At 55.9% G+C, this 18,729-nt stretch carries 14 protein-coding genes; 2 read left to right on the top strand and 12 right to left on the bottom strand.

Annotated elements, in window-relative coordinates; all coding sequences use genetic code 11:
- Positions 1–136 precede the first annotated feature (136 nt).
- Entirely contained in the window at positions 137–1,042 is a 906-nt protein-coding gene (locus NST69_RS00740; RefSeq protein ID WP_036732679.1) for a winged helix-turn-helix domain-containing protein, read from the top strand.
- Positions 1,043–1,047: 5 nt separating this feature from the next.
- A complete protein-coding gene (locus NST69_RS00735; RefSeq protein ID WP_036732687.1) occupies positions 1,048–2,319 on the top strand; it encodes an MFS transporter in 1,272 nt (423 codons plus the stop codon).
- A gap of 147 nt (positions 2,320–2,466) precedes the next feature.
- Here the strand turns inward: NST69_RS00735 and NST69_RS00730 are convergent, their stop codons facing one another.
- The 12 genes from NST69_RS00730 to NST69_RS00675 form a co-directional block, all read right to left on the bottom strand.
- On the bottom strand, positions 2,467–3,102 hold the full coding sequence (locus NST69_RS00730) for a histidine phosphatase family protein (RefSeq protein ID WP_036732690.1): 636 nt from the start codon (positions 3,100–3,102) through the stop codon (positions 2,467–2,469).
- Positions 3,103–3,195: 93 nt separating this feature from the next.
- Entirely contained in the window at positions 3,196–3,999 is an 804-nt protein-coding gene (locus tag NST69_RS00725; protein WP_036732692.1) for an AAC(3) family N-acetyltransferase, read from the bottom strand.
- 107 nt (positions 4,000–4,106) lie between these two features.
- Positions 4,107–5,690, bottom strand: a complete 1,584-nt coding sequence (locus tag NST69_RS00720) for a response regulator (RefSeq protein ID WP_036732694.1) — start codon at positions 5,688–5,690, stop codon at positions 4,107–4,109.
- Positions 5,683–7,581: a histidine kinase gene (locus NST69_RS00715; RefSeq protein ID WP_036732696.1), complete on the bottom strand. Its 1,899-nt coding sequence runs from the start codon at positions 7,579–7,581 to the stop codon at positions 5,683–5,685. Before NST69_RS00715 ends, NST69_RS00720 begins: the two co-directional genes overlap by 8 nt.
- Before the next feature lie 66 nt (positions 7,582–7,647).
- A complete protein-coding gene (locus NST69_RS00710; protein ID WP_036732697.1) occupies positions 7,648–9,348 on the bottom strand; it encodes an extracellular solute-binding protein in 1,701 nt (566 codons plus the stop codon).
- Positions 9,349–9,446: 98 nt separating this feature from the next.
- A complete protein-coding gene (locus NST69_RS00705) occupies positions 9,447–10,337 on the bottom strand; it encodes a carbohydrate ABC transporter permease (RefSeq protein ID WP_036732706.1) in 891 nt (296 codons plus the stop codon).
- Positions 10,338–10,355: 18 nt separating this feature from the next.
- Positions 10,356–11,345, bottom strand: a complete 990-nt coding sequence (locus NST69_RS00700; RefSeq protein ID WP_036732708.1) for an ABC transporter permease subunit — start codon at positions 11,343–11,345, stop codon at positions 10,356–10,358.
- A 161-nt stretch (positions 11,346–11,506) separates the two neighbouring features.
- Positions 11,507–12,172, bottom strand: a complete 666-nt coding sequence (locus NST69_RS00695) for a hypothetical protein (protein WP_340956477.1) — start codon at positions 12,170–12,172, stop codon at positions 11,507–11,509.
- A gap of 158 nt (positions 12,173–12,330) precedes the next feature.
- Entirely contained in the window at positions 12,331–15,558 is a 3,228-nt protein-coding gene (locus NST69_RS00690; protein WP_340956479.1) for a cellobiose phosphorylase, read from the bottom strand.
- Positions 15,559–15,601: 43 nt separating this feature from the next.
- Positions 15,602–16,945, bottom strand: coding sequence for a glycoside hydrolase family 30 protein (locus NST69_RS00685; RefSeq protein ID WP_340956481.1), 1,344 nt, complete (start codon positions 16,943–16,945; stop codon positions 15,602–15,604).
- Between the two features lie 109 nt (positions 16,946–17,054).
- Positions 17,055–18,068, bottom strand: coding sequence for a LacI family DNA-binding transcriptional regulator (locus tag NST69_RS00680; RefSeq protein WP_340956482.1), 1,014 nt, complete (start codon positions 18,066–18,068; stop codon positions 17,055–17,057).
- A gap of 52 nt (positions 18,069–18,120) precedes the next feature.
- Complete coding sequence (locus NST69_RS00675; RefSeq protein WP_340956483.1) at positions 18,121–18,603, bottom strand: hypothetical protein; 483 nt, start codon at positions 18,601–18,603, stop codon at positions 18,121–18,123.
- Positions 18,604–18,729: the final 126 nt, after the last annotated feature.

The following is an 18,729-nucleotide window of genomic DNA, read 5'->3' as shown; positions in this document are numbered from 1 at the left end:
GAAAAGTTCGTTTATGATAAAACAAATATAAGTTCTATGTTTATAGAACTTTTTTTAATTCCAAGCTCAGTTATCCTTCACTATCTATTATCTCTGTTATATCTAACCCCACTACACCAGAAAGCAGGAATTCCTTATGGATTATAAAGTAACTGTGGACTTCGCGCCTGTCTATGAATGCATTACCAGCCTGAACGCTTTTATCGGCAAGCAAAATCATACGGCTATGGATGCCGGGACCTCCTGGGTCCGCCAGGTCCAGACGCAGTTTGCCCCTGTCATGCTCCAGCGCATGAAGGAAGTGCTGAAGCTCACCGATAATTTCAGTCTCTCCCCCTACATCTGGAGCTGTCCCGGAGAGCGTACGCCGGAGGCATTCCTGCATTGGTTCGAAGAATTGTCTCCGGGGGAGCTCTACGACATTGCCGGGCGGTTCGGGCAGAGTGTGCCTGCGAATCTTGCCGGGCTGCGGGATGCTGCGGCTGAAGTGATCCGGGTGTGGAATGACAGCTATTTCAGCAGCATTGATCCGGCCATTATGGAAGGGCTGCGGCAGGAGGCCGAAGCACGGGCAGCGATGCTGGACGGCACGAATGATATGGCCATCTACGAGGCAGCTACCGAAGGAATGCGGCTCTATCCGTCTAAGACGCTGAAGCAGGTTATTATCACTCCGCAATATCATGCCCGACCGCTGGTCATCTCCTCTCAATATGATGAGTTTGTGTTCACCAGCTACTCTTGTGATGCGCTTCCCCCCGAAGAAGGACGGCCCACTGCCGCGCTACTGCGGCTTACCCGGGCGTTATCGGATGAGACCCGGCTGTTCATTCTCCGGCAGCTTACCGGCAGCCAGATGAATTTCACAGAGATTGTGAAGGCGGTCCAGCTGTCCAAAAGCACGATTCACTACCACCTGATCGCGCTGCGCGCAGCAGGTCTGGTCATCGTTCACACCAGCGGCAAAAGTGTCTCCTACAGCCTGCGGCTGGAGGCTCTGGACGATCTGCCTGGGCAAATTGAGGATTACCTGAAGGGGTGAGAAAGTTGCAGAAACGGAGCTATTACGGATTGTTATCCACGGTTTCACTCAGCGCCTTCGGCGACGCCTTTGGGCTGCTGGCCATGGAGTGGCTGGTCTATGACCTGACTGGCTCCAAGGTAGCGATGGGGGCGCTTGCGCTCAGCTCCATGATTCCCGAGCAAGTGCTGCGCCTGCTCGGCTCGCCGCTATCCGACCGGCTGCCCCGCGTGCGGTTCATGGCCTGCCTTGCCGTGCTGCGGCTGCTGGCGCTCCTGCTTCCGCTCGGCATGGGCCTCGCCGGCCATCTCCAGCTCTGGCAGCTGTTCGCGGCCGCCAGCCTGAGCGGCGCCTGCTCCGCGCTGTTCCTGCCGACGGCCATGGCCGTCATCCCGGAAATCGCCGGAACCGGCAAGCTGATGCGCGCCTTCGCCATCATTGACGGCTGCAAGGGCGCTGCCGTGCTGCTCGGTCCAGCGCTTGCCGGTATCCTGACCGCGGCCAGCGGCGCCTTGCCAGCGCTCGGGGTCAACGCCGTCTGCTATATGGCTGCGATTGCCATGCTGCTGTGGCTGCCCCGGATGGGCAAGCCCGCCGGGCCGCCTGCTGCTGCCGTTTCCGTATCCGGCTATCTGCGGGAGGTAGCCGAAGGCTTCTCGTTCTATCGGCGGTTCCCGGCCATGCTGACGATCATGATGATGGCTGCCGTCAGCAATCTTAGCTCCACAGCCATATGGACGATGATGGTCCCTTATGTCCGCGAGGTGCTGCACCGCAATGCGGCGGCTGTAGGTACGCTGTCTACAGCTTCTGCGCTTGGGTACCTCGCCGGACTCGGGGTCATCTCCATCATGGGCGAGATTAAGCAGCGGCGCGCTGTCATGCTGGGCAGCCTGGGCTTGTCAGGTATCGTCACCATGCTGTGGGGCTTCATCCCCAGCTATGCCTTCGCCTTGTTCGCCGTATTCGCCGCCGGGCTGATGGGGCCGTTCTTCAGTTCCCTAAGCTCCTCCCTGCACGGGCGGCTCGTACCCGGTCAGCTTCAGGGCCGGGTGAATTCGGTCCGCTTCCTGATTGGCGGGAGCCTGTCGCCGATTGGCGCCTTGGCAGCCGGTACGGTCGCTGAGCTGTACGGGGTTCCTGTGCTTTTGATTGCCGCAGGCCTTCTTCCGGTGCTGTACGCCGGAGTGGCCCTGCGCCTGCCCGGCCTGAAAGCGCTGGACGGCGACCTGTCTGTGCTGGAGCAGCGGGACCGCCAGCGCCAGGAGGCTGCGCTGACGGGCAATGCATCTATGTAGATGGACCTTAAGGAGCTGACAGTGTTGCATTTCGTGCAAAATTCCCGCGCACGCCTTACGCCGCCCCACGCCAAACAGGCGATGCCACATGCGCATCGCCTGTTTATCGTAACTCTACCTGCTGTGCTGCTATCCAGTAACTGCTACTCAGGACTCCAGCCCGCCCTCACTGGTCACATAATGACTGGTGTCCCCGTGCAGCACAATCTCCGGCACGCCGTCAGTAATATCAATTCTGCATAGGCAGGTAGGGTGAATGTAGGGCAGATCCCATAGCTTGTCCATGGCCCGGTCTTCAAAATAAGCCATCAACACCTTCACTACTACCGTATGGGTGGCAATAAGGATCGTGCCGCCTTCGTGCAGGTCTATGAGCTCACGCAGCTTGCCGAGCGCACGCTCCTGCACTGCTGCGAAGGTCTCGCCGCCCTGGATGCTGAACAGCGCCGGGTCCCCCCAGAATAGCTGGTGCTGCTCCGGGTACTGCTCCTCCAGCTCACCGGCCTCCCGGCCTTCCCAGACGCCAAGGTTAATCTCTTTGAACTCATCATAAGCGGTAAGCGGGATCTCCCGCCCGCCCCGGATAATCTCTGCCGTCCGCAGCGCCCGGGGGCTGGAGCTGGCATAGACCGCGTCCAGATGGACATCCTTCATAGCCTTGCCCAGCCACTCCGCCTGCTGGACGCCCAGCGGCGTAAGCGGCGAATCCTGATGACCCTGCATCCGCTTCTGCACATTCCATTCCGTCTGCCCGTGTCTTGTAATATACACCGTTGTAGTCATGAATTCCTATTCCCCTTTACCCAATTATGTATCGATGATTGGACCATTCCGGCCGCTATGACACCAGCATGTGCCAATCGTCTCATTCAGGGTCTACCTGCGGCGGCGCTCCAGCCACTTCACCCCATAATCGACAATCTCCCGCTGCGGGACCAGCTGCGCCGCAGATGCTGCAATGAAGCCCTTGGCAATCCGCCCGGTCTCCTTGTCAAAGTCCGCGCCAAGCTGAGCGAAATCATCCGAATTCCAGTTGTAATCACTGAACTCCACCCATTGCCGGACGCCATCCACCAGCATCGGAGCACCTGCGATAACCTCCTGCTTCCCTGCATAATCGGCCCGGTGCTCCGCGAGATGCAGCGAGGTATTGTTCCCATGGTCCACGCCAAGCAGCAGCACGCTTCCCCCCAGCTCATAGATCCGGGCCAGCGGCGACCGCTCTCCGAAGGCATATTCCAGGCCATGGCTGTCAATAATGACATCCCGGTGCTTCCCCCAGGCGGCAAAAGAATCAATCGGATGGCTGCTGCGCCGCACACCCCGCTGCTTGCGGAAGCAGTCCGGGATAATCCCCATACCGCGAATAGGCGTCAGGTCCGGGTCATACGCCGGCATATGCTCCCGGATCTCCGGCCACCAGGCCTCCGGCACCGGCGGTCTGCTCCAGCCTGACGGATCGGTCAGATCCGAGGATTGCGTCGGCATCACCAGCGTTCCTTCCTCGCCCAGCACCTGCTCCAGCGCGAGGATCACGGCAACGGGTCCGCCTGCCACCCACTGCCCGAGTGACTTCAAGGAGGAGTGCAGCAGCAGCGTCATGCCTTCTTGCACGCCCAGCTGCCGAAAATCGGCGGCAAGCCTATCTACCGTAATCAGTGTTCCTTGGATCTCTTCCATACAAATACCTCCAGACCTTCCATCTATCCTATCATAGACCAGAACCTCAAGTCTTGCCACCCGGCCCTTAACTCCCGCTCTTTATCATTCCTGCAGCTGCTCTAATCCTAAGACTCCTTATCCTCAGCCTGGCCGGGATAACGCCCCATCAGCAGCTTCGCCCGGTACTCTCCGGGGGAGATGCCCTCCAGCTCCTTGAATACCCGTGCGAACTGCTTGCTGTTCTCGAAGCCGACGGACTCAGAGACGGAGGCCAGCTTGACCCGGTTATCGGCCAGCAGCTCTTTGGCGTGACGGATGCGGACTTTTTTGAGATACAGCACGAAGCTCTCCCCGGTATAGGCCTTGAATGCCTCACTGAAATAAGAATAGTTCAGGGACACATAATTACTGACCATCGCCATGTTCAGCGGACGCGCATAATTCGCTTCGATATACGCCAGCGCTTCCTCCATATCGGCATGCTCGGTATGAGCGGATTTGATGCCTATAATATAATCGTTAACGCTCAGGAGCAGATGCTCCAGCGCACGGTAATAGTCGTGGAAATGGCGGAAATTATGCAGGTTGCCCACTTGGCGGTAGAGCTTCAGCACCTCCACCGAAGCTTCGCCATGCGTACGGAACACCTCATCCAGTACGCGTTCATTCATACTCCGTCCTACATTCTCCAGGTAGCTCAGATCCAGCCTCAGCAGATGCTCCGTCTGAAAAATAACGCCAAGCAGCGCCTTGATTTCCTTCTCCCGCCCGGTTCCCAGCATATTAAGCAGCTTCCGCAGCTCTTCCTCCGGGAGCGGGAAGCTCAGCCGTCCAGCCTGAATATCCGCATAGTCCACGAAGCTGGCCTGCGGCGACAGGAAGGTATATTGCAGCGCCCGGCAAGCCTCCAGATAACAGGCGCGGAACTGCCCGGCGCTGCGGCTCTCCCTGCTGATTCCGAGCAGCAGCCGCGTAAGCTCCTTGGACTCGGCCCTCTTGGCCAGCTCCAGGAAGCTCTCCCCGCCACCGACCAGCACCAGCTTCCCGTCTCCGTCCGTCAGAATCTCCTTGAATTTGTGCTCTAGCGGTCCGCCCAGCTGCTCCAGCAGCCCCTGCACTTCTGCAGGCTTCATCCGTGTACCGTCACTGTGATAATAGTTCAGCACTCCTACTGTAAAAGGCACTTCAAGCCCCGCAAGCTCCTCATGCTGCGCAGACGATACCTCGCCCTCCTGCTGCATCAGGAGGCTGCGCAGACGGGCCGCCCGCAGCTCGCGGCGGTAGCCCTCTGCTTCCTGCAGCTGCTTGTGGCTGCTGAATTCCCGCTCTTCCCCTTCCTTGGCTATCCGCTCCAGAATCTCGAACAGCTCCTCACGGCGGATCGGCTTCAGCAGATAATCCTTGACGCGGTAGCGGATCGCGCTTTTGGCATATTCGAAATCATCATGGCCGCTGAGTATAATGACAGCCGGAGCCCCATCCGCCGCTGCTTCCGCAGACAGCCGCGCCAGCAGTGTAATTCCGTCCATGATCGGCATCCGGATATCGGTGATAATCACATCCTGCCGCTCCTGTTTGTACAGCTCCAGTGCTTCCGCGCCGTTGCCCGCCATCGATATGCTGTAGACAGCCGGATATTCCCGTTCAATCATCGCCTTCAGGCCTAAACGGATCATTTTTTCATCATCCACAATCAGCAGATTAGTCATAGCTGTTATCCCCCGTCAATAGAACTTTGGGCAGTGACATGTACACGGCCGTCCATTTTCCCGCTTCGCTCTGTACCTCCAGCCCGTAGGCTTCACCGTAGAATAGCTGCAGCCGCTGGTGCACATTGCGCAGTCCGACGCCGCCCGCCTTATATCCTCCGCTGCTGATCCCGGAAGCGTCCGCTCCAGGCTCCTCTTTCGCATAGATCGCCTCATGCAGCGCCAGCAGCCGCTCCGGCGTCAGTCCCAGACCATTGTCGCGCACGACAATTAGAATCTCCGTCCCGACCTCCGTCAGATCAATCCGCACCACGCGGTCCTTAAGCTCGACTCCGTCCGCATTCCAGGCATGCTTCACACTGTTCTCGACAATCGGCTGCAGCGACATTTTAAGCACCTCCACTTCCAGATAAGCGCTGTCAATATCCAGCTCTAACCGGATGGTATGCTCGAACCTGATGTTCATAACCTCCACATAATTCTCAATATGGCGGATCTCGTCCCTCAGCTTGACGTATTCTCCGCTCCACTTGAAATTATAACGCATCATGCCGCCCAGCCGGGTCAATGCATCCGAGATGGTCCGTTGGTTCTCGATTTCGGCCAGCATCTTGATATTCTCCAGCGTATTATAGAGAAAGTGGGCATCGATCTGATTATGCAGGGTGCGCAGCTCCGCTTCCTTGGAGAGCGCCTGCTTATGGACCGCCTGGGCCACCAGCGTATTGATCGTATTCAGCAGCTTCGAGAAATGATGGGCCAGCTCCCCGACCTCACCGCCGCCGTTGACCCGGATGCTGCCGTAAGGCTCACCTCTGCGGACCTTCTTCATCGTCTCGGTCAGGCGGCGGAGATTCTTCAGAATAAATGCGTTCATGATATAGGCAATGACCGTTACCAGGAAAATAAAAACGATATTCGCCCCAATAATCAGGTTGCGGGTACGCGAAATATCCTTCATTAATCCCTTCATGGAGACCACCGTGACCAGGGAAGCATTAATCTGCTCCAGCGGCGCTTGAATCAGCAGGAATGAATTCCCGTTCTCCTCGTAATCCATCTCCCATCCGCCCATCTTACGGTAGACATCCAGCCGTTCTTTAACGGCCGCAGAGAGTCCCGGATTCTCCTCCAAGAAGGAGTGGTCCGTCCGGGTGAACAGGTTCAGCTCCTCATCTGCGATCATCATCTGCGATTCATTGTCCTGCACAGAGGTGAATGCCTTAGGTGCGAACTTGCTCAGCTGCATATCGACCTGCACCATCCCGACATGATGCCCGGCAGGAATGCTTTTCTCTTTAAGCAGCGACACCTTGGCCGGACCAGCCTCCACCTCCCCTGCGTAGCGCTTCATGAGGTCGGGATCCCGCTTCTGAAAGGACCAGTAATGCTGTCCCTCCATCTGCAGCGCTTTTTGAAACCACGGTTCCATCGATACCCGGTCCTCACTGAAAATAACCGGCCACAGCTCATGCACATTCTTATTGCTGGAGAACAGCCGCAGATGCTCAATATTCGGATTATTGAATTGCATCTGGCTCAAGCTCACAAAGGTAGTTGTATTGAAATCGATCAGTTCTCCAAGCGAAGGCTCATCCTCGCTGACCAGATAGCTCTCCACCCCTTTATCCGAGGAAGCCATCTGGGCGACCCGTTCCATCGCTTCAATCTGGTTGAGCACATACAGCTTCTCCATCTGGAGGAGATAGCTGTTCTTCTCAATAGAATCACGCTTATAAGTATTATTGATCGCTCTGTACGAATAGAGGGACACCAGCAGGCTGGGTCCCAGAATAATGAAGATATATGCAGCAATCAGCCGGCTCTGCAGTGACCTCCGCCCCCACCAATAGCGGAAGGAATTCCATAATGCCCCTGTTCGTTCGCGCATGCTCACCTCTTGAAAATAGCCCAAAAGCCCGCAGTCTGCGGGCCAATGGGTCTTATATTTAAAAACTTACATTCCGAGTTTCTTTTTGTTCTCTTCATATTTCGTCTGGCGGTAGGCATCGAAGGTCGCCTGGCCGTCCTTTTCTTTCTTGGCGAGATAATCGCTCCAGATCTTATCGAAGTCTGCATCGGAATCCGCCATCAGCAGTTTCGGCAGTGTTTTACCGCGCAGTTCCTTCAGTTTGGTAGCGATAATGCCTTCCGGCGAGTTGCCGGTAGGGTCAATCAATTGGAATTCAGAGGTATTGACGGATTTGCCCTTTGTCCAGTCTTCCAGTTGCTTGTAAGGCTCCACAGATTCCGGCTTCCATTGTTCGGTAATATTGGTGTTCTGCATCATCCAGAAGGTGAAGGATGAACCGTATTGCTTATCAAAGGCTCCGCGGTCACTGTTCATCAGCTTCAGCGCTTCAGGCAGGAATTGGTCCTTGCCGTCAATTGTATCATAGCTGACCCCTTTTTCACCCAGGAAAAGATCCTTTTGGCCTTCTTCACTGTTCAGATAGCTGAGGAATTTAATCGCACGCGCTTTATCCTTCACGTTCTTGGAGATCAGGGTCACCGTCCAGCCTGAGATTCCGGGGCCGTCCAGGGCCGGAGGGTCCATCTTGGTGTTGGCCGGTCCGTCAACTGCAATGTACACCTGCTCAGGGTTCTTCTGGAAAATCGTACCGAGCTGGGAAGCGAAGTCTGTGCGCTGATACAGCATGGCGAAGTAGCGCCCTTGTACGATCTTCTCTTCCATCTGCGCACGCTTGTCAATGAAGATATCCTTGGCCAAGAGCCCGTCCTGGTTGGCCTGACGGAGCGTTTTCATCCAGCGGACATACTCCGGATCCGTCTCACGGTCATAGACCTTGCCGTCCTTTTCCCAAGGAATGTTCAGGAAGTTCTGAATGTAGCCTTCCAGCGAGTCGTTGCCGGTCTCTTTAAACTCATGCAGCCCCAGCGGGATCAGCGGCTGGCCGTTCACCTCAGGGAATTTCTCCTTCGCAGCCTTCAGCGCGGCGAGGAAACCTTCAGGAGTACGCATATCCGGGCTGCCGATCGCTTCATAGATATCCTTGCGAACCGCAAAGGTCTGGTTGGATACATAGGCGTCGCCATATTGCTTATAATCAGCCGGGGAGGACGAGGAGTTCGGATACCCGTAGACATTGCCGTCCGGCTGAGTGTACCAGCCGAGCTTATCCTTATCCGATACTTTGTAGAAGTACGGGTCATATTCATCGGCCAGCTTGTTCAGCGGAAGAACCAGATCGCCTTCAATCATTTTTTTGATCGCATCTTCCCAGAACCCAAGGGTAATGAAATCCGGCAGCTTGCCGGAAGCAATCAGCGTGTTCAGCTTCTCGTTCTCATTGCCTGCAGGCACGATGAAGTTAAGGTTAACGCCGGTCTTCTTGGTCACATATTGGGAAGTAGGGTCTACACCCCATTTATTCGGGAACCAGGCAAAGTTCAGATACCAGTCAAAGGTAATCGGTGAAGTATCGCTCTTCCAGCCCGGTTCATCGGCCGAAGCCGCAGGTGCCGGAGTTGCAGCGTCTGTTGCAGGTGCCGCCGTAGCCTCCGTGTTCGCCGGCTTGTCATTCGCCTTGTTTCCGGATGAAGCATTATTGCTGTTACCACAGCCCGTTGCAGATAAGGCCAGCATGAGTCCCAACATCAGCAGGACCGTTTTCTTCGGCTTATGTTTCATGCCCATTTGTTTCCCCCTTTTCTAGATCATAATATTTATAAGCTCAACCCCGTAGCCCTTCAGACACCCGGGCGTTGGAGGAGTTACCTGTGGCTTGCAGATACTTAGCCCTTAATCGAACCAATCATCATACCTTTGACGAAATAACGCTGCAGGAACGGATAGACGAATACGATTGGCAGTGTGGTCACGACCATGGTGGCCAGCTTGATCGACTGTGAGGTGACCGTTCTTGTGGCCGCGCTGCCCTGGACAGCGGTCATCATGGTATTGGAGCTGGATTGGGCCACGACCCGGAACAGATAGGTCTGAATCGGCTGAAGATCCACGTTGTTGATGTAGATAATGCCTGTAAAATAATCATTCCACTGGTAGACTCCGTGGAACAGGGCGATGGTGGCAATGACCGGCATGGAGACCGGCAGCACAATCCGCAGCAGAATCGACCAGTCGTTGGCCCCGTCAATCCGCGCCGCTTCATCCAGACCATCCGGAATTTCCCGGAAGAAGGTCATGAAGATAATGAGGTCGAAGAAGCTGAACATCACCGGGATGATATAGACCAGGAAGTTATCCAGCAGATGCAGGTCGCGGTTCAGCAGGAAGGTCGGGATTAGCCCGCCGTTGAAGAACAGGGTGACCGTACCGATCAGAATGTAGATTTTGCCGCCCACCAGATCCCTGCGGGATAGAGCATACGCGACCATTGCTGTGAAGAATACATGCACGGCAACACCGACTACTGTCTTGGCTACGGTAATGGCCATCGCCAGCATAATGCCCGGACTTGCGAAGACCGCCTCGAAGTTCTTCAGTGTGATGATGCGCGGCCACCAGTAGATTCCGCCCAGCATGGCGTCATTGCCGTCATTGAAGGCGTTGACCAGCACATACCAGATCGGATAGAGCGTCAGGAAGCAGACGCAGAGCATGACCAGATTATTGATGATGTCGAAGATGACTTCGCCTTTGGTTCTGCGTTTGAGTGCAAACATAGATAGATCCTCCTTGTTCTAGAACAGCGACGTGTCGTTGATTTTTTTGGATACCTGGTTAGCAATCAGCAGCAGAATCAGTGCAATGACCGCCTTAACCAGAGTGACCGCCGCAGAGTAGGAGAAGCGGTTAGAGACAATACCTGTCTGATAAATATAATAGTCAATGACGTTAGAAGCACTTTCATTCAGCGAGTTGCGCAGCACCAGAATCTGGTCGAAGTTGGAGCTCAGCACTCCGCTGACCGCGAGAATGAACAGAATGCTGATCGTGCCCCGGACGGACGGCAGCGTAACGAACCACATTTTCTGGAACCGCCCGGCTCCGTCAATCGTCGCCGCCTCATACATCTCCGGAGAGACACCGGCGATCGCCGCCAGATAGATAATGGCTGACCATCCCAGCTCTTTCCAGATGTCGGAGCTAATGATAATGGTCCAGAAGTAGCTTGGCTCGGCCAGATACGTAATCGGCTGGTCAATGAGGTGCAGCGCCATCAGGATACTATTGATAATCCCCACATCGGCCAGCCAGGTGGCCAGAATCCCGCCAAGCACGACCCAGGAGAGGAAATGCGGCAGATAGGAGATCGTCTGAATCGCCTTCTTATACCGGAGGGAACGGACCTCATTAAGAAATAAAGCGAAGATAATCGGCAGCGGGAATCCGATAATCAGCTTGATCAGACTGATTCCCAGCGTATTGCGTATAACATTGGGCAACTCGTCGTCGTCGAATAATTCCCTGAAATGCTGCAGGCCCACCCAGGGGGCTTCGGCAATCGATTTGACGATGTTGTACTCCTTGAAGGAAATAATCAGGCCATAGATTGGAATGTAGTTGAATACAATCATCCAGGCTACGCCAAGCAGGGCCATCGTCTGCAAATGCCGCTGGGCTACAAATTTCCTCCAGAGTGAATGTTTCCGACCTGAACCGGTTTCGATTGACGCCGGAATGAGCGGACCCATGACCGGGTCCTGCTTGGTATTTCGTTTGTTCTCCATCGTGTGGACCTCCAGGATACCTATCTGTTTATGTGAAGCGTTTTCATCTCTATGTAAGTATTGTATGCGTTTTAGGTATACGGTAAAAGGCCTCATATTTCGTATTTAGGGGCTCATATTTCGGCTTGGAGTATTCTTCTGGGCTCCCCAAGCCGAGCCTCTTACACATGCAGAACCGCATGCTCCTCCGACAAAACAAGATAGTCACCGATCACGCCGTCCTCAAAGGCAGGCTTGCGGGGCTGGCCGTTTCCCAGCGGGGGCAGATCCTGATGGTATTTGTAGAAAACAAGCTGGGATCGCGCCCCCTCCTGCGTCAGCTCAAGCCGCAGCTCCTCATCGGTCAGACAGACAGCGGACACCACGCTCCCCGTTACTTTTGCCGTCAGCTCATCCCATTGCTCTTCCTCAGGCTCCCCTGCCCAGCTGGATATCCACGGCCGGTGGCTCTTGTTATAATTCAGGTGGCATTCAATCACTCTGCCGTCCAGCAGAATATATTGGCCCGATGCCCAGACGGCATATACGAGATACTGTCTAACGCCTTCCTTCTCCAGCAGCAGTCCGAAGAACCCGGGACCTCCCATGCCATAGGTTCCCAGATGGGTAGAGAATCCCACTGCCCTGCTGCCCAGCAGCGCGTCCTTGTCCATCTCTGTCATCGTCCGGGGTCTGGCGGTCATCATCGCCTCGCCTTCCTCCGCTTCATAGTGGAAGTCCCTGAACGAACTTTCTTCCGTCCAGCCTTTAGCCTCCCACGTCTCCCGTTCAGCGGCGGGAATAATCATGGAGTATTTCTCAATCAGTCCGATCTTAAGCTCGCTCATTCCTTCATCCTGCCCCTCTCCTGTTAACAGATGTATACCCATTATTATAAGCAACTTCACATCAGCCATTGTATTCTGTATTTCGCATTCAATCCAGACTTCTTATACATCAGAAAGGAGGCCCCTAAGGACCTCCTCCCCATTACTATCTATGCCCGTTATTCCATTACCGCACGGATCGCGGCAATCTCCCCGCGCCGCAAGGCTTCGGCATCTGCGCCGCGCAGCAAGCCGCCGGTAATCACGCGCTCCATACCGTCCCGGAAGGTCAGTGCCAGCGTCTGAATAACTGCCTTGCTGTCGCCGAAGGTATCCGCATGACGCGGATTCACATACGTCACTTCCGTGCTGCCCAGCAGCTTGAAGGAGACCTCTCCCTGCTCGTCGAACAGCCAGCCGGGAAGAGCCGGATGCAGCGCCAGCGTTAATTCGCCATCCCGGGTAGCGAACAGGCTGCTGCCTGCCATCATCGTTCTCCACATGCTCAGGAACTCGGCCGTGGATCCGCTCAGCCGGGCCACGAACCCTCTGCCATGTGTGGCAGGGTCGGGGTTGCCGCCGGTGGAGATGAACGACGAATTCTCCAGCGTGCTGCGTCCGTATACCTCAGGATCAAGGAACGGGATCAGCGACGTTCTCAGCTCACTGTAGAATTCTTCATACAGTCCCGCCTTCAGCAGCTCAAGCAAGTATTTATAGGACATGTGCAGGAAGTTCGATTCCCGCTCCTGCCAGCCTGCGGTGAACGCCCGGATGCGTCCGATCTCATGCCCCTCTTCCTCCAGTGATACCGAAGTCCGGTACATCGAGGTGACCGGATCGAACAGCCCGCTCCGCTTCACCTTGCTGTAGATAGCCTTGGCGGTCTGCTGATCCTCCAGTGTCTTCAGCCAGCGGGTTGGGCCTTCCAGGAAATACGGCAGCGCCGAAGCCTCGAATTCTTCTACGACTGCCTTCGGCAGTCCATAGCCGCTGATGACCGGCTCGCCGGCAGCATCCGTGACCGGCCGGAAGCGCGTAGCCTCGAAACGGAAATAGGTTGGCACCAGTCCGCCGCCCATGTCTACCGCACGCGCAATCCCCTGATCCACTTTGTGCAGCCACTGCTCCAGCATTCCGCGGATCACTTCAAGGGAGACTTCGCCGGTCTCGCCCGTGATCCCGAACCGAACGGACGCCCGGTATGCCTCACGCGCTGCGGCCACACGGTCCCAATACGGGAACTCAGCCAGCGAACCGTCCAGCACTTCCGTTACAGCCTGGCCTACCTGTGTGAGCAGCGCCGCAATCTCCGATGGAAGAGCCACTGTGGAAGGAAGCCCGGCACTGTTCTCCAGCGCTTCCACCATGAAGACCAGCATCCGTTTCAGCTCCAGTGTCTCGCTCATGCCCGAGCCCATCAGGCCCGGCAGTCCGTTCATCGCATCGTTCCAGCCCGGCTTGTTCGCCTCCATCTCCACACCCATACCGTATGGATCAAGCGTGGCGAATTTGTTCAGGGCGAGCGACAGCATTTTCACAAACAGACTGGTCCGGTAGATCTCCCCGTGCCCGCCTTGTGTGCGCAGCCACTCGGTACCGGATGCCTTGCGCTTCAGCTTATGCAGCTTCTCCTCATCCTCCAGCAGAGCTCCGAACTGCCGCACCTTGCCGCCGCTGATCACGTACTTCTCGCTGCGCGGCAGGACATAGGCCGGAGAGTCGTAGAACGCATACGTCTCATCCCCGAACAGCAGCTCTCCAAGGCGCTCAGGATAAATATCCAGATAGCCTTCCACCAGGTCCAGGTTATACGTCCAGTGATCCGACCAGAACCCCTCGCCGAAGGCGGCTTCAATGTTCTGCTGCGACAACGCAAGCACCCCGCTGAGGAATTCCTGCTCACTTAGGGTTAACACGATCTGCTGATCGGCAATATAGTTAATCAGACTGCCTGCGGTGAAGCGTCCGGCCAGGAGCTGAGTAAGTCCCGCATGCTGCTCTGCAAGCGCCCCGGTCAGCCATGCCTTAAGCTGCTCCTCCGCACCCGGCAGAATCTCGAAGCTGGTGCCCTGTACACTGAGCGGGTTGTAGCCGTCTGCCTGAATCAGGCTATAGAACATTTTGATATTGAAGCTGCCCACCTTGGGATGGAAAAAGACGTCGTTGCGGCGGTTCTGGTTCATATCGCGGAAATTCCCGTTCCCCTGCGAATAATATTCGGGGGCCAGCGAGAAGAAGTTATAATCCCGTTCCATATCGCCATGCTTGCGGGAGTAGAGATGGACCACGAAGCCCTCTTCCCCATTGTCAAAGATAAACGGATATCCCCCGCGCAGGAAATTGTCGAGATAGGACTGGCGGCAATACGCGTCAAAGATCGGCGAGGACGTCCGGGTGGCGATATCCGCAGTTAACTCCTCGGTCAGTGCGGCAGCTTCAAGGGACTTGGCGGCAAAATACTCCTCACGGCACAGCTCCGCCGTCCGTTCATTAATCCGGGCAATATCATTTACATGCCCGATGATGGTGTTCAGCTTCAGCGAAGCCCCGGGGGCAAGCGTCCGGGCAGTGCCGCTAAATCCGCACGGCACCTTGTTGACCGGATACTGCGCCTGTGCCAGCAGCTCGGCCAGCGGAAGCGCCGCGAAGCGGTCAGGATAGGTCAGTGACGTATTTCCGCCAAAGATCACTTCATAATCTACAAGCGGGCGGAGCAGCTCTCCTTCCGCCGTGGAGGAGAGATAGAAATGCCCGCTCTCGATCTTGCCGATTTCGGCATCGTCATTCGTGCCGGAGCGCAGCTTGTAGAACGGAATCCCGTGCTCAAGGTTGAACACATCCATCCAGCTGCGGAGAAGGTTCCCCATCTCCTTATAGCCTCCGTTCGCCACTCCGAACGGAAGCACCTCCGGCAGACCGTCCAGCAGTTCAAGCGCAAGTTCAACTCCGCCGATATTCTGAATCTCCACCTGACGGACCAGCGCGGCATAATCATCCCCCGGAAGGTTGAAATAGTGGACTGTGGTCTTCAGGCCATGTCCGGCATGCGATTCCTCAATGGTCAGTCCGTTCGGCAGAATGGTCATGATCCGCTGGGCTGCCTGGTCCGGGCGGGCCGACTGGAACGGTTCATAGATCTCTGCGTTCCCCTTCAGCTTGATGAAGGTGCGGAAGCCGGTCGATGTTACATTCTTGTAGGAGATATTGGCCGGCGAGAACTCCATGATCGGCGAGTTTTTGTCCCGCACGCCGAAGCTGCTAATCCCTTGGCCGCGGTTCACATAGAATGTCCACATCGGTATCCCCTTCAGTCCGGCAAGGCCCGGCAGGAAGCTGGCGAACGGCTTGCCTTCATGGAACTGCTTGATCACAAATTTTCCTGAGTCAAAAGTATAACGGCTCATATTTACTCCTCCTAAAATATCAATGAATGCTTGCAGTGCAGGCCTACCCCTGCGTAATCAGATGTGTCGCGATAGAGTGCGCAGGCAGCGTGCATTCGGCGGTCTCAGCGCCCAGTCCCAGCGTCAGCGTACGTGCTTGCCCGCCTTCGTTCATCAGCACCACAGCGAGACTGCCGTCCGGATTGCGGAACGCAGCCGACAGCACATCTGCTGCTGCCGATTCAAGCCCGATCCGCACCGCACCCGGGGCGATGAATTTGCTGAAATGCCCGATGTAGTAATACGAGCTGTTGTAGTGGACCTCGTCAGTAGCCGTATCCGCGATCACCGGAGCATCGCAGAGATTGCCCACATGGTTCGGCCCGCCCGTCTCATCCAGCACCAGATTCCAGTCCAGGTAACCTTCGGTCCAGGCATTCAGATCGCCGATCATATTGCGGCCGTAGCGCTCACCCGTGAACCATTCGCCCAGACGCACGCCGCCCTCCTGACAGCCCTCGGTGAACAGCACATGCTTATCCGGGAAAAGCTCATGCACCTGCTCCACGTTGCCGAACTCCTCGCCGCCATACCAGTGGATACCGGTCCCCCAGACATACTGTGCAGCTTCCGGGTCCGACAGAATCGGGGTCACGCGCTCGACCATAATGTCGCGGTTATGATCCCAGATCACGATGTTCACATCGCCCATTCCGGCTTCGTGCATCACGGGTCCGAGATGGTTTTTGACAAAATCACGCTCTTCCTCAGCACTGTACACACAGGAATCCCAGGTCTGCACCGCTGCCGGCTCATTCTGCACTGAGACAGCCCAGACCGGAACGCCTTCCTTGCGGTAGGCCTCGATGAATTTGGTATAATACCGCGCCCAGACCGGCGCATACTCCGGCTTCAGCGAGCCGCCGTTGTTCATCTCCCCGTTCGTCTTCATCCAGGCGGGAGGGCTCCACGGGGAGGCCAGCATGGTGAACGGTCCGCCCCGGACCTCCATGGCATCCTTAATCAGCGGCAGCACCCACTTATGGTCACGCGCGATATCGAAGGTCTTAAGCTCCGTATCCCCATCCTCCACATACGTATAATTACCGAGTGCGAAGTCGCAGCTATGGATATGCACACGGCCCATACTGTAATTCAGCCCGTCTACCGGGTCAAAGTACCGCCGGATGACCTCTGTACGCTTCGCTGGACTCATCCGGGACAAGGTATACGCCGCTGCTTCTGTGAATGCGCCGCCAAAACCAATAATGGTCTGGAACGCCTGCTCCGGGTGCAGCACGATATCTGCTTTTGCCGCTGCGCCCTCTGCGCTAAACTGAATGCCATCCTTGCGACTCAGGCGATCTCCTGTATCTTTGGCGGTGACTACGGTTTGAACGGTTGTCATGTCTATCACTCCTTTATTATTTTTGCTAGGCGAAACCAAGGACGAAAGAAATCGAAACCGGTTTCGATTTTGCCGAAAAAAAAGGTATTCCTGAATGTACGCACCTTCATCACATGCGCGGCGGTGCGCAGGAATCCCTCACAATAATCTCCACAGGCAGCACAAGTGCTTCCTGAGCCGTACCTGGACCGTTCATAGATGCCAGCAGCAGCTCCGCCGCCCGGGTCCCCAACATTTCAGTATTCTGGCGTACAGTGGTCAGCGCAGGCGTAACGTATCCGGCAAGCTCAATGTCGTCATAGCCCATCACCGAGACATCCTCCGGCACCGCAAGCCCCTGATCCTTAGCCGCCATTACCGCACCCAGGGCCAGCAAGTCACCCGAAGCAAAAACAGCCGTCGGCCGCTGCGGCAACGCCAGCAGACGCTTCATTGCACCATAACCATTCTCCAGCGCGTAGAAGGCTCCCTCGGCCACATATTCATCCGGTACCTCAAGTCCCTGCTGCTCCATCGCCGTTCTGTACCCCAGCTCCCGCTGCTGTCCCGGATAGGTGTTCCCGCCTCCCGAGATATGGGCAATCCGGCGGTGTCCAAGACTGACCAGATACTCCACGGCCTGCAGCGCACCCGTCATGTTATCCGAGCAGACTGTATGCGACAGCTCCGTCTCGAAATCGAGCACCACGGTCGGAATATCACTCTCCAGCAGCTCCCGGAAATACGGGTCATCATAATCAGAGAGGAACACTACCACCCCGTCGACGCCGCGAATCCGGCAGTTCTCCAGATATCCGCTCTGCTTGCCGCCTACATCCTTCGAGATGAACATGAGGGCATAGCCCTTGGCTACGGCAACCTGCTTGAAGCTCTCAATCACTGCGCTGAAAAAAGGATGGCGGATTCCCGCCCCCGTATTCTCCACAAACAGCACACCGATGGTCCAGGATTTCTTGGTCGTCAGTGTACGTGCATGCGCATTGGGAAGATACCCCATCTCCCGGGCGGTACGCAGAATCTCCTCACGTGTCTTCTCCCGCACATCGGAATAGTTATTGAACGCCTTGGACACTGTGGTTGGTGAGTAGCCGGTCCTTTTGGCAATATCGTATATCGTGGTCATTTCCGGTTCACTCCCGCAGCTCAATGAAAGCCCTTTTATGTTCACTGACATTCTAACTTCTTTCGGCACGGCCGTCCAGCATAAAATATCTTTGGACCCCAGGCAGCAACGTCAAGATCTGAATCATCATTCCAAGTGACATATAGAACACATGAATCAAGCTGACCATGTTCCACATGTAGGTCTGCACCATAATCCAGATAATCTGGCCGAAGCCGATATAGAGCGAAAAGCTCCAGGCCGCATGCCGCTCCTTAAACGGTGTCAAGGCGTAGCTCCAAGCCCACTGCGGCTGCTTCCAGAGACCATACAGCACGAGCAGCGGGAGCACGCCGAATACGAACAACAGCAGCAGCCCAGGGACGGCAAAGCTGTGAAAGGGCATTCGTACCATTGCAGAGGCCGGCATGCCGAGCAATTCCCCGCTGGGATCAGTTAGCAGCGCCAGCCCGCCTGCGATGGCCCCCAAGCCCAAAAACCCTTGAAGTACCAGCAGCACCCTAACAGCACCTGGCGTTTTTTTAGCAGCGTTCATCCTCATTCCTCATTCCCCATTTCAGGCACCTATTTTCCGGCTACGGATTAGGGCTATTTCTGGTTAGCGCCTATGCTTTATTGAGATTTTACAGATTTCTCCTCAAGATTGCCGGGAAAGAAATCA

The sequence above is a fragment of the Paenibacillus sp. FSL P2-0089 genome, assembly GCF_038595095.1.
Taxonomy (GTDB): domain Bacteria; phylum Bacillota; class Bacilli; order Paenibacillales; family Paenibacillaceae; genus Paenibacillus_AQ; species Paenibacillus_AQ silagei.
The sequence above is the reverse complement of the archived record's forward strand: the minus strand, read 5'-3'. Positions and strand labels throughout refer to the sequence as shown.

Bases quoted from the DNA above. Each gene is read 5' to 3' on its own strand.
- NST69_RS00740 (WP_036732679.1), top strand. From the start codon at position 137: ATGGATTATAAAGTAACTGTGGACTTCGCGCCTGTCTATGAATGCATT.
- NST69_RS00730 (WP_036732690.1), bottom strand. From the start codon at position 3,102: ATGACTACAACGGTGTATATTACAAGACACGGGCAGACGGAATGGAAT.
- NST69_RS00725 (WP_036732692.1), bottom strand. From the start codon at position 3,999: ATGGAAGAGATCCAAGGAACACTGATTACGGTAGATAGGCTTGCCGCC.
- NST69_RS00720 (WP_036732694.1), bottom strand. From the start codon at position 5,690: ATGACTAATCTGCTGATTGTGGATGATGAAAAAATGATCCGTTTAGGC.
- NST69_RS00715 (WP_036732696.1), bottom strand. From the start codon at position 7,581: ATGCGCGAACGAACAGGGGCATTATGGAATTCCTTCCGCTATTGGTGG.
- NST69_RS00710 (WP_036732697.1), bottom strand. From the start codon at position 9,348: ATGGGCATGAAACATAAGCCGAAGAAAACGGTCCTGCTGATGTTGGGA.
- NST69_RS00705 (WP_036732706.1), bottom strand. From the start codon at position 10,337: ATGTTTGCACTCAAACGCAGAACCAAAGGCGAAGTCATCTTCGACATC.
- NST69_RS00700 (WP_036732708.1), bottom strand. From the start codon at position 11,345: ATGGAGAACAAACGAAATACCAAGCAGGACCCGGTCATGGGTCCGCTC.
- NST69_RS00695 (WP_340956477.1), bottom strand. From the start codon at position 12,172: ATGAGCGAGCTTAAGATCGGACTGATTGAGAAATACTCCATGATTATT.
- NST69_RS00690 (WP_340956479.1), bottom strand. From the start codon at position 15,558: ATGAGCCGTTATACTTTTGACTCAGGAAAATTTGTGATCAAGCAGTTC.
- NST69_RS00685 (WP_340956481.1), bottom strand. From the start codon at position 16,945: ATGACAACCGTTCAAACCGTAGTCACCGCCAAAGATACAGGAGATCGC.
- NST69_RS00680 (WP_340956482.1), bottom strand. From the start codon at position 18,068: ATGACCACGATATACGATATTGCCAAAAGGACCGGCTACTCACCAACC.
- NST69_RS00675 (WP_340956483.1), bottom strand. From the start codon at position 18,603: ATGAACGCTGCTAAAAAAACGCCAGGTGCTGTTAGGGTGCTGCTGGTA.